At 70.9% G+C, this 15035-nt stretch carries 11 protein-coding genes; 4 read left to right on the forward strand and 7 right to left on the reverse strand.

The features are described from left to right. The first annotated feature begins 84 nt into the window (after positions 1 to 84). Positions 85 to 2808, forward strand: a complete 2724-nt coding sequence (locus CR470_RS03950; protein WP_097866183.1) for a helix-turn-helix transcriptional regulator — start codon at positions 85 to 87, stop codon at positions 2806 to 2808. Between the two features lie 129 nt (positions 2809 to 2937). Here the strand turns inward: CR470_RS03950 and CR470_RS03955 are convergent, their stop codons facing one another. After that, complete coding sequence (locus CR470_RS03955) at positions 2938 to 3384, reverse strand: Lrp/AsnC family transcriptional regulator (protein ID WP_242442166.1); 447 nt, start codon at positions 3382 to 3384, stop codon at positions 2938 to 2940. Positions 3385 to 3950: 566 nt separating this feature from the next. Here CR470_RS03955 and CR470_RS40295 point away from each other — a divergent pair. After that, on the forward strand, positions 3951 to 4748 hold the full coding sequence (locus tag CR470_RS40295) for a hypothetical protein (protein WP_257138400.1): 798 nt from the start codon (positions 3951 to 3953) through the stop codon (positions 4746 to 4748). 226 nt (positions 4749 to 4974) lie between these two features. Here the strand turns inward: CR470_RS40295 and CR470_RS03975 are convergent, their stop codons facing one another. Both CR470_RS03975 and CR470_RS03980 read right to left on the reverse strand, forming a co-directional pair. Beyond that, positions 4975 to 6303, reverse strand: coding sequence for a class I SAM-dependent RNA methyltransferase (locus CR470_RS03975; RefSeq protein ID WP_097866184.1), 1329 nt, complete (start codon positions 6301 to 6303; stop codon positions 4975 to 4977). A gap of 206 nt (positions 6304 to 6509) precedes the next feature. Beyond that, positions 6510 to 8558, reverse strand: coding sequence for an APC family permease (locus tag CR470_RS03980; RefSeq protein ID WP_097866185.1), 2049 nt, complete (start codon positions 8556 to 8558; stop codon positions 6510 to 6512). Positions 8559 to 8880: 322 nt separating this feature from the next. On the opposite strand from CR470_RS03980, the gene CR470_RS03985 reads away from it, so the two are divergent. Then, positions 8881 to 9549 carry a potassium channel family protein gene (locus CR470_RS03985; RefSeq protein ID WP_007454533.1) on the forward strand — a complete coding sequence of 223 codons (669 nt, stop codon included), beginning with the start codon at positions 8881 to 8883 and terminating at the stop codon, positions 9547 to 9549. Then, complete coding sequence (locus tag CR470_RS03990; RefSeq protein WP_097866186.1) at positions 9549 to 10226, forward strand: potassium channel family protein; 678 nt, start codon at positions 9549 to 9551, stop codon at positions 10224 to 10226. Before CR470_RS03985 ends, CR470_RS03990 begins: the two co-directional genes overlap by 1 nt. A gap of 77 nt (positions 10227 to 10303) precedes the next feature. Here CR470_RS03990 and CR470_RS03995 read toward each other — a convergent pair whose 3' ends face one another. The 4 genes from CR470_RS03995 to CR470_RS04010 all read right to left on the reverse strand — a co-directional run bounded on the left by CR470_RS03995 (position 10304) and on the right by CR470_RS04010 (position 14990). Beyond that, entirely contained in the window at positions 10304 to 11095 is a 792-nt protein-coding gene (locus CR470_RS03995) for a DUF3159 domain-containing protein (protein ID WP_097866187.1), read from the reverse strand. A 3-nt stretch (positions 11096 to 11098) separates the two neighbouring features. Further along, entirely contained in the window at positions 11099 to 11524 is a 426-nt protein-coding gene (locus CR470_RS04000; RefSeq protein WP_170757205.1) for an OB-fold nucleic acid binding domain-containing protein, read from the reverse strand. 75 nt (positions 11525 to 11599) lie between these two features. Continuing rightward, the gene (locus CR470_RS04005; protein WP_097866189.1) at positions 11600 to 12295 is read right to left on the reverse strand and encodes a response regulator; all 696 of its coding nucleotides are present in this window, start codon (positions 12293 to 12295) and stop codon (positions 11600 to 11602) included. A gap of 151 nt (positions 12296 to 12446) precedes the next feature. Beyond that, a complete protein-coding gene (locus CR470_RS04010; protein ID WP_097866190.1) occupies positions 12447 to 14990 on the reverse strand; it encodes a sensor histidine kinase in 2544 nt (847 codons plus the stop codon). Positions 14991 to 15035 lie beyond the last annotated feature (45 nt).

Below are 15035 nucleotides of genomic sequence, written 5' to 3' on the forward strand. Positions count from 1 at the left end.
TGAGGCTAGAGACGAGGGGGGCTGCGGACATCGGGGAAACCCCTTGATCTGGACGGGGAGCCCCGGCGGGCGCACCATGGCCCGATGCCAGACTCTGCGATGTGGACGAACGCCTCCCACCAGGCCGGCACCGTGCTGCCGGTGGTGCCGGACAGCGCACACGGCACCCGCCGCGTCGTCCTGTTCGGGCCGCCCGGAAGCGGCAAGACCACCGCGGCCGGTGTCCTGGGACGGCAGTCGGGCCTGCCGGTCCTGCGGCTGGCCCCGGGCCCCCAGGACGCCCGGGTCGCCTGTGCCGGGCTGCTCGAACTCGCGCTGGCGCTCCCGGCCCTGCCCGCCGCGCGGGAGCTGACGGCGGCACTCGACGAGACCGCCGGCCGGTCCGGTTCCCCGGACGATGCCGGTCGGGCACTGCGGCTGCGCCGCCTGACCGCCGCGCTGCTGCGGGAGGCACCGCCCATGACGCTGGTGGTGGACAACGCCCAGTGGCTGGACCACGCCAGTGCGGCCGTCCTGGGCTGGGCGCTGCGCCTGGCCCCGGACCTTCCCGTCATCGCGGCCGAGCGCATCTGGCGCCCGGGAGTCGCGGGTCACTGGTGCGGTGAGGACACGTGCGCCGTGCCCATCCCGCCTCTGACGGCACCTCAGGTCGCGGCCCTGCTGTCCCCGTTCCGGCTCGCCCCCCGCGAGGTCACGCGCGTACACGCCCACAGCGGTGGGAACCCGGCCCTGGCCCTGGCGCTGGCCGACGCCTCGCGCCCTCTCGCGGACCGGGAGGGCGAGGGCGAGCCAACCCTGCCGCCGGCGGCCCGCCGACTGGTGGGCGAGTGGCTGGGAGAAGTACCGGCGCAGGTGCAGGAACTGCTGACGTTCGCCGCGCTGGACGACCGGCCCGACCTCGAACTGCTCGCCCGCCTCGCCGGCCCGGCAGCCGAGGCCCTCCTCGCCCAGGCCGAGGCAGCGGGACTGCTCGACATCGGACGGGCGGACAGGAGCGTGCAGTTCACCGCCTCCGCGATCGGCACGGAACTCACGACGCGGCTCCCGGGCGACGCGCGCAGGCTTCTGCACGCCCGCCTGGCCGAGGCCAGCAACGACAGCGTCCGCCGCGACCGGCACACCGTACTGGCGGCCGACGACACCGACCCGCGGTCGGCCCAGCGCGCCGCCCGCGCTGCCGTACGCGCCCGGCAGCGCGGTGACCACGCGCTCGCCGCGGAACTCTCCTTCCTCGCTGCCCAGCGCACCTCGCACGACGACAGCGGACTGCTCACCGAACGGGCCCTGACCGCCGTACGCGACGCCGCTCACTACGGCGACCTCCCCCGCGGCCGGGCCGCCGCCCGCCTCGTCCTGGGCCACGACACCACCCCCGAACAGCGCGTCGACACCCTCATCGCCCTGATCGACGCGAGCGGCCGGCACCTGCACGGCGCGGATGAACTGTTCGCCGACGCACTCCACACGGCGGCCGGGCGCCCCGGCCTCACCGCGCAGATCCTCATCCGCCAGTCCATCTGGGCCAATGTCAACGAGGGCGACCCCCACCGGGCGTGTGCCCTGGCCGGCCAGGCCACCGTCCTCGCCGAGACCGCCGGCGACACCACCGCCACCGTCATGGCCCTCACGATGCGGGCCCGTCTTCAGCGCGTCCTCGGCCATGCCGACGCCGAGACCACGCTCGGCCGCGCCCTGTCTCTGCCACGGGCCGCCGCCATCCCGGTCAACGGCACACCCCAGCACCTCGCCGCCCGGCACGCCCTCTTCGACGACCGCCCGGATGAGGCCCGCGCCGTGCTGCTCCCGCTGCTCGTCGAAGCCGAGCGGGCGGGTGACGCCGAGGCGACCGTGGACATCCTCCGCAGCCTCGCCGAGGCCGAACTCCGCGCCGGGCGCTGCGCCAGAGCGCTCCACCACGCCGACCGTGCCCAGGCGCTGACCGACGGGACCGCGCTGTCGGCCGCACCGGCCTGCTACACCTCCGCCCTCGTCGCGGGCACCGCCCGGCGCACTGACCTCGCCCTCGTCCACGCACGCCGCGGAGTCGACACCGCCCGGCAGGAGGACAACAAGGTCTTCCTCTCCCGCAACCTCTTCGCCCTCGGTCACCTCCTCCTGGCCACCGGCCGCCCCAAGGAAGCCCTGGAGGTCCTGGAAGAGGTCCGCTCACTGGAAGAGCTCCAGCAGGTCGGCGACCCGTCGGTCCTGCGCTGGCAGCCCGAACTCGCCGAGACCTTCGTCGCCCTCGGCCGCCTCGACCAGGCACAGAGCCTGCTGGACGACACCCGCCGCACCGCGACCGATCTCGGCAGGGACGCGGTCCTCCCCCCGCTCGAACGCACCCAGGCACTCCTGGACGCCGCCCGCGGCCACTACGACACCGCAGCCCGGCGCCTCACCGACGCAGCCGACCGCCTCCACCACCTCCCCCTCGAACGCGGCAGGACCCTCCTGGCGCTCAGCCACACCGAACGACGCGGACGCCGCCGCGCCAGCGCCCGCGCCGCCGCGCAAAGCGCCGCCGACCTCTTCACCGCCCACCAGGCACGCCCGTGGGCCGAAACCGCCGCGCACACCCTCCGCCGGCTGGAAGCCGTCCCCACGGGTGGAGACGCCCACCCCCGCCTCACCTCCGCCGAGCAGCGCTGCGCCGAACTCGCCGCCGCCGGAGCGAGCAACCGCGACATCGCCACCACCCTCACCGTCAGCATCAAGACGGTCGAAGCGACCCTCACCCGCGTCTACCGCAAACTCGGCCTGCACTCACGCTTCCAACTCGCGTACACCGTCAGACCAGCACGTGAGTAACCCGCCCGACAGCCCGGCATCCACCGGGTTCAGTCATGTACCGGGCGACGACGTCGGGCCCGCACCACCGATAGAGTCCGCGGTCGGTAGGCGGACGACCTCCGGCCACAGCACGACGTCGTTTCGGGATTACGGGGTACCGGCCTGTTCGGTCGCACGGGTCCAGGTGTTCATGATGATGAAAGTCTTGGTGCCTTCCACCATGCCGGTCCGGCGTACGGCGTTGATCACCTGCTGAAGATGCTTCACGTCCCGGACCCGGAGCCTGAGCAGGGCGTCGGAGGTGCCAGCGATGCTGTGGCTCTCCTCGATCTCCGGGATGCTTTCGGCGATGCCCTGGATCTCGTCGCTGTCGGTCGCGCCGAGCAGGCGGATCTCGATGAACGCCTGAAGCATGCCCACCCGGCTGTCCTCGATGACCGCCGTGTAGCCGCGAATCACGCCCTCCCTCTCCATGCGCTCGATGCGGCGGGCGCATGGAGCCGCCGAGAGTCCCACAGCACGCGCGATCTCAGACACGGGCGCTCGCCCGTCCTTGCGGAGGATGTTCAGTATGTGACGGTCGATCGCGTCCACGGCCAACTCCCCAAATCATGCGCGCCACGCACGAGTCGCGCGCCGAAAGCTCCCCTGCTCCTTGCAGGTCGAGTGAAACACGCTCGACATGTGCGTGATGATGCCCGGCCTATCGCCTGGGGACCGTCGCCCTGCCATCGTCATGGCGTCCGGGTGATCCCCGGCAGGAGGCCCGCACCGGCCAACCCCTACGGCGCGGACTCCGACCAGGTGACAGGTGCGCGGGTATCCCCAGCACCCCGCGGTCGGCCCCACATCCTGGGGCCGACCGGGTACCGAGCCAGACCCACCAGCAGCGATCACCGCGTGGGGACCCGTCCATTCCGCCTCCCCGCGTCGCGGCGAGCTCGCTGTGGACCCGGGGGAGCTGACCGAGGCCGTCCGCACACGCCCACGGCGTGCGTCCTGGACACCGGAATAGCCCAGAAGCATCCGCCGCTGAAGCCGGCACTGCAGGAACACGCCTACAGTGTGCTGCCCGGCAGAGCCCCGGCTGACCGAGATTCCGGCCAGACTCACCAAACCCCACCCCCCTCGTGGCCGCCCTCTAACAACGGCCGCAGCCCATGGGGCTCACCAAATCCATCCAAGGCCGAGCCCTACGCATCATCCAGGCCCCCATCATCGCCACCGAATCACAAGGCCATAAGGCAGCACTCGGAACCACGCAAGGCGCTCCCCCACCCCACCGTCGCCGCAGCGCACCACTGCACTTCACCATCACCGCCCAAGGCGAAAGCGTCGGATTCCTCGTCCTTCAAGAACAGGACCGCAGCGACCACATCCCCACCGACAAGGAACTCGCCGACGCCAAGAAGCACACATGGATGCGCATCGCCCGCTTCGACTACACCCCCTCAAACCGCTTGCGCTTCATCCTCCGCGGCGGCAGCCCGCACCGCGCCAGCGAACGGGCCGATGTCCCCGACCGACCACTGGAAGACCAACTCGCCGAAATCGCACAAGAAGTCGGCCTCCGCGGCAAAGCCGCAGAACAGCAACACCTTGCAGACCAGCAGGCCAGGGAAGCCCAGCAGAGGCGCTGGGAAACCGCCATAGAAGCAGCGTGCACCGCATACACCCACACCTATCGCGTCAAGCACCTCGAAGAACAAGCAGACGCCTGGCACCAGACCAAGCGCCTGACCGGATACGTCACCGCAGTACGCGACCACGCCACGTCGCTGCCACCCGGACAGGAAAGGACAGAGATCGAGGCGTGGCTCGCCTTCGCGGACGCCCGGCTCCAACACCTCACCGAGTCCGCCGCAGCGCCGAAAATGCCCTGCCCACCCAAGCCCGCCGGCGGCGACCTCAAGCCCTTCCTCGGCCACTGGAGCCCCTACGGACCCCGTTCCTACTGAGCCTCAAACCGGGCCATATCGAGCACGACTTCACCAAGAGGCGGTAAAGAAGAAACCCCTTAAAGGGGTACTCGACACACCGTCACCTGCAGAAACGAGCACCTGACAGCCCATCAGAACGTGCGTCAAACGTGCGTCAGAAGGGCCCAACGTGCGTCGAATATGCGTCAAGATATCGCCCGTAACGCACACAACGCACATAACGCACACTCGCTAAAACAGCAGGTCAGCGGCCTTTTTCGGTGGGCTCAAGGATCGCCACGCACTCGACATGGTGGGTCATGGGGAACAGGTCGAACGCCCGCAGCGTCCGCACCTTGTACCCCCCGTCCCGGAAGTACGCCAGGTCCCGTGCCAGCGCCGCCGGGTCGCAGGCCACGTACGCGATCTTGCGTGCGCCCAGCCCCGACAGGTGCTTGACGACCTGCTTGCCCGCGCCCGCGCGCGGCGGGTCCAGGACGATCAGGTCGCACTCCGTGATGCCGGTGCGGGGCAGTACCTGGTCGACCTTGCCGTGTTCGATGCGGACCCGGTCGAGGTCTCCGAGGTTGTGGCGGGCGTCCTCGACGGCGCGCTTGCCGGATTCGATGCCGAGCACCGCGCCCTTCTCGCCGATGCGCTGGCCGATGGCGCCGGCGAACAGGCCGACGCCGCAGTAGAGGTCGAGGGCCGTGTCGTTCTTTCGGGGCAGCAGGCCCTGCATGACCGCGCGGACCAGGGTGTTGGCCGCCTGCGGGTGGACCTGCCAGAAGCCGCCGGAGCCGACGCGGTAGGTGCGGTCGTCTGCGCGCTCGCGGACGAAGGCGCGGCCGTGGACACGGTGGACGCCGCCGTCCTTCTCGTCGACGCGGAGGACCGAGACCGGCTTGTCCAGCTCGACCAGGGGCAAGCGGCCGCCGGGCTGCGGGGTGAGGATGACCTGGCGGTCGTTCGAGCCGGTGGCGGTGATGGCCTCCACCGCGGCGATCTGGGGCCACTCGCGCTTCTCGACGCCGAGCTCCGAAACGCCCGGCGCGGCGATCAGGCAGCGGTCGATCGGCTGGACGTCGTGCGAGCGGTGCTTCCGCAGGCCCGCGCGGCCGTCGGCGTCGACGGCGTACTGGACGCGGGTGCGCCAGGCCGGCACCTCGCCCGCGGGGAGCTTGTCGCCCTCGGCCGGCATGACCGTGCCGTCCCAACCGGCCTCCTCGGGGGTCAGGCCCGCCAGGCGCAGGAGCTGCTCGGCGATGACCTCGCCCTTGAGGCGGCGCTGCGCGCCCGGCTTGGCGTGCTGCCAGTCGCAGCCGCCGCACATGCCGGGGCCGGCGTACGGGCACGGCGCCTCGACGCGGTCCTTGGACGGCTCGATGATCCGTACCGCGTCGGCCCGCAGGAAGCGGGAGTCCGTGTCGCCGTCGGTGACCTTGGCGATGATCTTCTCGCCGGGGAGCGTGTGGCGTACGAAGAGCACCTGGTTCTCGGCGGTGCGGGCGATGCAGTGGCCGCCGTGCGCGACGGGCCCGACCTCGACCTCGTACTCCTCCCCGACCAGCGACGACGTGGGTTCGTTCTGCATGAGGGGAGGCTCCAGGGAGAAAGGGGGCAAACGGTCGGGCCTGCGGCCGGACGACAGCCCACCAGTCTACGCGGACGCGGTCAGGGTGCTGACCACAAACGGCCCCCGTCGCCGGCAGGTCATGCATGGCCCCGGCCCGTCGTCCGTGGGGCGAGCGCCCTCACCAGGAACGGCCTCACCACGAGCGGACTCACCCCGCGTTGGTCTCAGCCCTTGTGGTTCGGCTCCTTGCTCCCCCGCCCCACCAGGCCCCGGCGGACCGAACCCGGGGCGTTCCAGTCGGCGCGCCTGCGCGCCCGCCTCTTCGCCGCCTCGGAGGACTGGAGCTGGTACGGGACGGAGGTCACCATGACGCCCGGGGTGAAGAGCAGACGGCCCTTCAGGCGCAGGGCGCTCTGGTTGTGCAGCAGGTGCTCGTACCAGTGGCCGACCACGTACTCGGGGATGTAGACGCTGATCACGTCGCGCGGACTCTCGCGGCGCAGGCCCTTCACGTAATCGATGACCGGGCGGGTCACCTCGCGGTAGGGCGAGTCGAGGATCTTCAGGGGGACGTTGACTGCGCGCCGTTCCCAGTCCTCGCGCAGGGCCTTCGTCTCGTCCGGGTCGACGCTGATGGAGAGCGCCTCCAGGTGGTCGGCGCGGATCAGTTTGGCGTAGGCGAGAGCGCGCAGCGTGGGGCGGTGGAGCTTGGACACGAGGACGATGGCGTGGACGCGGGAGGGGCGCACGCTCTCGTCCGCGGGCGTCTCGTCGGCGGCGATCTCGGCGGCGACCCGGTCGTAGTGTTTCCGGATCGCGGTCATCGTGCCGTAGAAGATGACCATGCCGAGCAGGGCCACCCAGGCGCCGTGGGTGAACTTGGTGGCGAGGACGATCACCAGGACCACGCCGCAGAAGAAGGCGCCGAAGGCGTTGATGGCGCGGGAGCGGACCATGTGGCGGCGCTTGGCCTGATCCCGTTCGTCGGTCAGCAGACGGTTCCAGTGCCGCACCATGCCGGTCTGGCTGAGGGTGAAGGAGACGAAGACCCCGACGATGTAGAGCTGGATCAGCTTCGTGGAGTCGGCGCCGTAGATCCAGACCAGCAGGATCGCCGCGCCGGCCAGCAGCACGATGCCGTTGGAGAAGGCCAGGCGGTCGCCGCGGGTGTGGAGCTGGCGCGGCAGGTAGCGGTCCTGGGCGAGGATCGAGCCGAGCAGCGGGAAGCCGTTGTACGCGGTGTTCGCGGCGAGGAAGAGGACCAGCGCGGTGGCGGCCGCGAGGACCATGAAGAGGAAGGAACCGTGGCCGAAGACCGCCTCGGCGACCTGGGCGATGACCGGGTCCTGCGTGTAGTCCGCTCCGACCGGGACACCGTCGCGGATCAGGTCGATCCCCGGGTTCTCGGCCATCTTGACGTCGGTGGCCAGGGCCAGGCCGATGATGCCGCAGAACATGGTGACGGCGAGCAGGCCCATCATGGCGAGCGTGGTCGCGGCGTTCCTGCTCTTCGGCTTCCGGAAGGCGGGCACCCCGTTGCTGATCGCCTCGACCCCGGTGAGGGCGGCGCAGCCGGAGGAGAAGGCCCGCAGGAGGAGGAAGACGAGCGCGAAGCCGGCCAGCCCCTCGTGTTCGGGCCTGATCTCCAGTTCGGAGGTGGGGGCGTGCATCGTGTCGCCGAGGACCACTCCCCGGAAGGCGCCCCAGAGGATCATGAGGAAGACGCCGGCCACGAAGAGGTAGGTGGGGATGGCGAAGAGCTTCCCGGACTCCTTGACGCCGCGCAGGTTCATCAGGGTGAGCAGGACGATGGCGCCGACGGCGCAGAACGTCTTGTGCTCGATGACGAACGGGATCGCGGAGCCGAGGTTCTCGACGCCGGAGGAGATCGACACGGCCACGGTGAGGACGTAGTCGACGAGCAGGGCGCTGGCGACGGTCAGTCCGGACCTGGGGCCGAGGTTGGTGGTCGCGACCTCGTAGTCGCCGCCGCCGCTCGGGTAGGCGCGGACGTTCTGCCGGTAGGAGGCGACGACCGTGAACATGAGGACGACGACCGCGACGGCGATCCAGGGGCTGAAATGGTACGCCGACACCCCCGCGATGGACAGCACGAGGAGGACTTCCCCCGGTGCGTACGCCACCGAGGACAACGGGTCGGACGCGAAGACGGGGAGCGCGATGCGCTTGGGAAGGAGGGTCTCCCCGAGCTTGTCGCTGCGCAGCGCCCGGCCGATCAGGATCCGTTTGGGCAGGTCGGTCAGTTTGGACACGCTGAGGATCGTAAGCGGAGCCCGTGGCCGAAACGCACGCCCTTTCGACGTGGCCCCGCAATCTCCTGCGGTCGGCGGAGAACGCCTCGCCATTCCTTAACGCGATCCTTGCGCTCGTTCCGCCTATTTTGCTTTCCCTTTGCCGGAGTGCGCGAGGATGCGGACACTCGGATGAGGGATTGACTTCCCCGGCGCTTAAGCTCGACTCCGGGCCGCACCGAGGGTGCGTGCACCGTTGTTTGCCCAGCAAGCTGAGAGAGAAGTGTGAGCAGCGTGTTTTCGCAGGTCAGCCGGATGACCAGGACGGCGGGGTAGGCGCACAGTGCACATCGTCATCATGGGCTGCGGGCGCGTCGGAGCCGCTCTCGCACAGACCCTGGAACAGCAGGGGCACACCGTCGCGGTGATCGACCAGGACCCCACGGCGTTCCGTCGCCTCGGATCCGGGTTCGGCGGTCGCCGGGTCACCGGGGTCGGCTTCGACCAGGACACCCTCCGCGAGGCGGGGATCGAGGACGCCGGTGCGTTCGCCGCGGTCAGCAGCGGCGACAACTCGAACATCATCGCGGCCCGGGTGGCCCGCGAGATGTTCTCCATCGAGAACGTCGCGGCGCGGATCTACGACCCCCGGCGCGCCGAGGTCTACCAGCGCCTCGGCATCCCCACCGTGGCGACGGTCCGCTGGACGGCGGACCAGATGCTGCGGCGGCTGCTTCCTTCGGGCGCCGAGCCCCTGTGGCGCGATCCGAGCGGGGGGGTACAGCTCGCCGAGGTGCACACGACGCCGTCCTGGATCGGCCACAAGATCAGCACGCTCCAGGAGGAGACGGGGGTCCGGGTCGCCTTCCTCACCCGGTTGGGCGAGGCCATCCTGCCGAGCTCGCAGACCGTCCTCCAGGAGGGCGACCTGGTCCACGTGATGATGCGTACGGACGAGATCGCCAAGGTCGAAGAGGCTTTCGCCCAGGGTCCCGAGGAGGACGGTCACTGATGCGTGTGTCGATTGCCGGGGCGGGCGCGGTGGGCCGTTCCATCGCCGCCGAGCTGCTGGAGAACGGGCACGAGGTGCTGCTGATCGACAAGGCGCCGACCGCCATCTCGGTGGAGCGGGTCCCGATGGCCGAGTGGCTGCTCGCGGACGCCTGTGAGATCACGTCGCTGGACGAGGCGGCGCTGCAGCGGTGCAACGTGGTGATCGCCGCGACCGGGGACGACAAGGTCAACCTGGTCGTCTCGCTGCTCGCCAAGACCGAGTACGGCGTGCCGCGCGTGGTGGCCCGGGTGAACAACCCGAAGAACGAGTGGCTGTTCAACGAGTCCTGGGGCGTGGACGTCGCCGTCTCGACGCCGCGTCTGATGTCGGCCCTGGTCGAGGAGGCGGTGAGCGTCGGCGATCTGGTCCGGCTGCTGCGCTTCAGCCATGGTGACGCCAACCTGGTGGAGCTGACCCTGCCGCCGGAGTCGGCGCTGGCCGGTACCCGGGTCGGGGACGTGGCCTGGCCCGAGGACACCTCGCTGGTGACGATCATCCGGGGTACGCGGGTGCTGACGCCGAGCCCCGAGGAGTCCTTGGAGGCCGGTGACGAGCTGCTGTTCGTGGCCGCCCAGGCGCGCGAGGAGCAGCTGGAGGACCTGTTGTCGGTCCGGCACGATCCGTCGGAGGACTGACCGCCGGAAGCCTGGGAAGGGCCCGGAACCGCTGAGCGGTTCCGGGCCCTTCCCAGGGGGGATGCCGGGTGTACGGGTCAGGCGTCCGGGTCGCGGAGCGCCGCGGCGGCCTGCGCCTTGCGCTCCTTCTCGGCCTGTTCCTCGGCCTCCATCTCGGCGAAGACGTCGATGGGAGCCGGCGCCTTCGCGAGGAAGACCCAGGTCAGGTAGACCGCGAGCAGGAACGGCGGGATCTTCAGCGCGATGAGCACCCAGCCGAACTCGGTGGTGTCGGCCCACCAGTAGAGCGGGAAGAGGATCGCGCACTTGGCCAGCAGGATGAAGCCCCAGGCGTAACTGGCCTTGGTGTACGCCTTCTTCCGGCCCGGGTTACGGGTCCGCCAGGAGAGGTTCTCCTTGAAGACCGGGCCGAGGATCAGTCCGATCAGCGGCACCCCGGCCACCGCGGTGCCGATATAGGCGACCGCGAGGCCCAGGGTGTAGAGCATGCCCGGCAGGTAGAAGTCCTTGGCGTTGCCCGTCATCTTCGCGAAGGCGACGCCGAAGGCCACGCCGAAGACGCCGCTGAAGGCGTGCTTGACGGTGTCCCGGCGGATCAGCCGGACGGCGACGAGGGCCAGGGACACCGCCAGGGCCGAGATGGCCGAGATGTTCAGGTCCTTGTTGATGGTGAAGATCGTGACGAAGAGCAGCCCGGGAAGGACTGTCTCCACCATGCCGCGCACGCCGCCGAAGGCCTCGAAGAGAGCGGCCTCGGTGACGGCCTTCGCCTCGTCGTCCTGCTGGGCGGCGTGCCTCCCGCCGGCGTGCCGCGGGTCCGTGCGGTGGGGCTGGTCCGTTTCGGACGTCGGCTTGTCGAGAGACGTCACCGGCTACTCCTTGCCGAGCGGTCGGAGTTCGTATGTGGGGTTGAACAGCACCCGGCGGCCGTGGCTCATGGCGACCCGCCCCGAGGCGATGATCCTGCGGCCGGGCTCGATGCCGACGATGGACCGACGGCCGAGCCAGACCACGTCCAGCGGCTCGGTGCCGTCGAAGAGCTCCGCCTCCAGGGCGGGCACTCCGGCCCGGGGGCGGAGGGTGACGGTCCGCAACGTACCAGCCACCTTCACGATCTGCCGGTCGGAGCACTCGGAGATCCGGGTGCATCCGGTGGCCTGCGCGTCCTCCCGCAGCTCCTCGGACTCCAGGTCCTCCTGGGAACTGGAGAGCCGGTCGAGCATACGGCGGAAGCGCCCGGAAGGTCTCGCCGCCTTCCCGGCCTTCCCGGCTTTCTCGGATCGGGGAACAGCACTCATACCCGAAGGGTACCGGTCCTGCGGGCTGTGCACGGAGGCCGTGGTTGACCACTCGAAAGGGTGGCCCGGCGCCGGTCAGCCGCGCTCGAAGCGGTAACCCATGCCCGGTTCGGTGACGAAGTGCCGGGGGTGCGAGGGGTCCGCCTCCAGCTTGCGGCGCAGCTGGGCCATGTAGACCCGCAGATAGTTGGTCTCGGTGCCGTAGGAGGGGCCCCAGACCTCCTGGAGGAGCTGCTTCTGGCTGACCAGGCGGCCGCCGTTGCGGACGAGGACCTCCAGCAGATGCCACTCGGTGGGGGTGAGACGTACGTCGCGGCCGCCCCGGTGCACCTTCTTCGCCGCCAGGTCGACGGTGAAGCCGGCCGTCTCGACGAGGGCGACGGCCTCGGCTCCGCCGTCCTGGCCGACCGGCTCCGCCCGGCGTACCGAGGCGCGCAGCCGGGCCAGCAGCTCGTCCATGCCGAACGGCTTGGTGACGTAGTCGTCCGCCCCGGCGTCCAGGGCCTCCACCTTCTCGTCGGAGGTGTGGCGCGCGGAGAGGACGAGGATGGGGACCCGGGTCCAGCCGCGCAGGCCCTTGATCACCTCGACCCCGTCCATGTCGGGCAGCCCGAGGTCGAGGAGGACGACGTCGGGGTGGCGGGCGGCGGCGAGCTGGAGGGCGGTCGCCCCGTCGGGCGCGGCGTCGACCTCGTACTGGCGCGCCTTCAGGTTGATCACGAGGGCGCGGACGATCTGCGGCTCGTCGTCGACCACAAGCACCCTGGTCATCGCGGACCTGCCTTTCTGCTGCACGGGGAGACGGGAAGAACTCTGCTGTACGGGGAGGAGGACGGAAGATCGCGGGGGCGGGCGGCGTACGCCCGGGGGCGCCCCGGGCCGCGAGGGCGTGTCATGGGGTGGCCCGGGCCGTGGGAGCGCGTCATGAGGTGGCCCGGGCCGGCAGCTCGACGTCGGCCCGGACGCCGCCCGGCGCCGCGGTGAGGGTCAGGACCATGGTCAGCCCGCCGCCCGGGGTGTCCTCGGCGTCGAGGGTGCCGCCCATGGCCTCGGCGAAACCCCGGGAGACGGCGAGTCCGAGACCCACTCCGGCGCCGCGCGGGGCGTCCCCGTACCGCTGGAAGGGCTCGAAGATCCGTTCCTTGGCCTCGTCGGGGACGCCCCGGCCGCGGTCCACGACCCGCAGCTCGACCCGGCCGCCGAGGGCGCTGGCGGCCACGGCGACGGGCTCCTGGCCTGGGTGGTACTTGACGGCGTTCTCCACGATGTTGGCGACGACCCGCTCCAGGAGCCCCGGGTCGACGGCGACCATCGGCAGCGTCTCGGGGATGTCGAGGTCGACGCTGCCCTCCGGGACGCCGCCGAGCGCCATGGGGACCACCTCGTCGAGGTCGATCTCGCGGATCAGCGGGGTCACGGTGCCGGTCTGGAGGCGGGACATGTCCAGCAGGTTGCCGACGAGGTGGTCCAACCGGTCGGCGCCGTCCTCGATGCCTTCCAGGAGCTCCGCCTCGTCCTCCTCGGACCAGGCCACGTCGTCGGAGCGCAGCGAGCTGACGGCGGCCTTGATGGAGGCCAGCGGGGTCCGCAGGTCGTGGCTGACGGCGGCGAGCAGGGCGGTCCTGATCCGGTTGCCCTCGGCGAGCCTGCGGGCCTGCTCGGCCTCCCCGACCAGGCGCTGCCGGTCCAGGACGACGGCCGCCTGGGCGGCGAAGGCGCCGAGCACCCGGCGGTCCTCCGCGGGCAGCACCCGGCCGGACAGCGCGAGGGCCATGTTGTCGCCGACGGGCATGTCCACGTCGGCGTCGTCGGGGCGGGCGGCCGGAGCCGGTCCGACGGATCCGGCGCAGGTCCAGGGTTCGACGTCGCTGCTGCGTTCCAGCAGGGCGACGGACTCCATGGCGAAGGTCTCGCGGACCCGTTCCAGCAGGGCGTCCAGGGCGGTCTCGCCGCGCAGCACACTGCCCGCGAGGAAGGAGAGGATCTCCGACTCGGCGCGCAGCCGGGCGGCCTGGTGGGTGCGCCGGGCGGCGAGGTCGACCACGGAGGAGACCGCCACCGCCACCGCGAAGAAGATCGCGATGGCGACGAGGTTCTCCGGGTCCTGGACGGTCAGGGTGTGGGTGGGCGGGGTGAACCAGTAGTTCAGCACCATGCAGCCGACGGCCGCCGAGGCGAGCGCGGGCCGCAGTCCGCCGAGCAGGGCGGCGGCCACCGTCAGGAAGAGGAAGAGCAGGACGTCGTTGGCGAGGCCGGGGGCGTCCTCCATGCTGCGCAGCACCACCGCGAGCAGGACCGGGCCGAGGACGCCGACGAGCCAGCCCCAGATGATCCGGGCGCGGCCGAGCCGGGCGCCGCGGGCCATGGGCAGGCCGCGGCCCTTGGCGACCTCCTCATGGGTCACGATGTGGACGTCCAGGTCGGGGCCCGACTCGCGGGCGACGGTCGCGCCGACCCCGGGTCCGTAGATGTACTGCCAGGTCTTGCGACGGCTGGAGCCCAGCACGATCTGGGTGGAGTTGACGCCACGGGCGAACTCCAGCAGGGCGGCCGGTATGTCGTCGCCGATGACGTGGTGGAAGCTGCCGCCGAGGTCCTCGACCAGGGTGCGCTGTACCGCCAGTTCCTTCGGGGACGCGGAGGTCAGACCGTCGCTGCGGGCGATGTAGACGGCGAGGATCTCGCTGCCGGAGCCCTTGGCCGCCATCCGGGAGGCGCGGCGGATGAGGGTGCGGCCCTCGGGCCCGCCGGTCAGGCCGACGACGATGCGTTCGCGGGCCTGCCAGGTGGTGCGGATGTTGTGCTCGCCCCGGTACTGCTGGAGGTACTCGTCGACCCGGTCGGCGACCCAGAGCAGGGCCAGCTCGCGCAGGGCGGTGAGGTTCCCGGGGCGGAAGTAGTTCGAGAGGGCCGCGTCCATCTTGTCGGGCTGGTAGATGTTGCCGTGCGCCATCCGGCGGCGCAGCGCCTGGGGCGACATGTCGACCAGCTCGATCTGATCGGCCCGGCGCACCACCTCGTCGGGCACCGTCTCACGCTGCCGGACACCGGTGATCGACTCCACGACGTCGCCCAGCGACTCCAGGTGCTGGATGTTGACCGTGGATATGACGTCGATCCCGGCCCTGAGGAGCTCCTCGACGTCCTGCCAGCGCTTGGCGTTGCGGGAACCGGGGACGTTGGTGTGGGCCAGCTCGTCCACCAGGGCCACCGCCGGGGCGCGCTCCAGGACGGCGTCCACGTTCATCTCGGTGAAGACGGCGCCCCGGTACTCCAGCTCCCGGCGCGGCAGGAGCTCCAGTCCGTGCAGCATGACCTCGGTCCGCGGCCGGTCGTGGTGCTCCACGAAGGCCACCACGCAGTCGGTTCCGCGCTCGACCCTGCGATGCGCCTCGGAGAGCATCGCGTACGTCTTGCCGACGCCCGGTGCCGCGCCCAGGTAGATCCGGAGTGTGCCGCGTCCCATGGCCCCATTGTCTTCTTCCGTCCGGCCCTGTCGTGTGGAGGGCCG

The sequence above is a fragment of the Streptomyces sp. rh34 genome (assembly GCF_002551245.1).
Lineage (GTDB): Bacteria > Actinomycetota > Actinomycetes > Streptomycetales > Streptomycetaceae > Streptomyces.

Excerpts from the sequence above, each read along its gene's own strand:
- CR470_RS03950 (WP_097866183.1), top strand. The coding sequence starts at position 85 with ATGCCAGACTCTGCGATGTGGACGAACGCCTCCCACCAGGCCGGCACC.
- CR470_RS04010 (WP_097866190.1), bottom strand. The coding sequence starts at position 14,990 with ATGGGACGCGGCACACTCCGGATCTACCTGGGCGCGGCACCGGGCGTC.
- CR470_RS03990 (WP_097866186.1), top strand. The coding sequence starts at position 9,549 with ATGCGTGTGTCGATTGCCGGGGCGGGCGCGGTGGGCCGTTCCATCGCC.
- CR470_RS03975 (WP_097866184.1), bottom strand. The coding sequence starts at position 6,303 with ATGCAGAACGAACCCACGTCGTCGCTGGTCGGGGAGGAGTACGAGGTC.
- CR470_RS40295 (WP_257138400.1), top strand. The coding sequence starts at position 3,951 with ATGGGGCTCACCAAATCCATCCAAGGCCGAGCCCTACGCATCATCCAG.
- CR470_RS04000 (WP_170757205.1), bottom strand. The coding sequence starts at position 11,524 with ATGAGTGCTGTTCCCCGATCCGAGAAAGCCGGGAAGGCCGGGAAGGCG.
- CR470_RS04005 (WP_097866189.1), bottom strand. The coding sequence starts at position 12,295 with ATGACCAGGGTGCTTGTGGTCGACGACGAGCCGCAGATCGTCCGCGCC.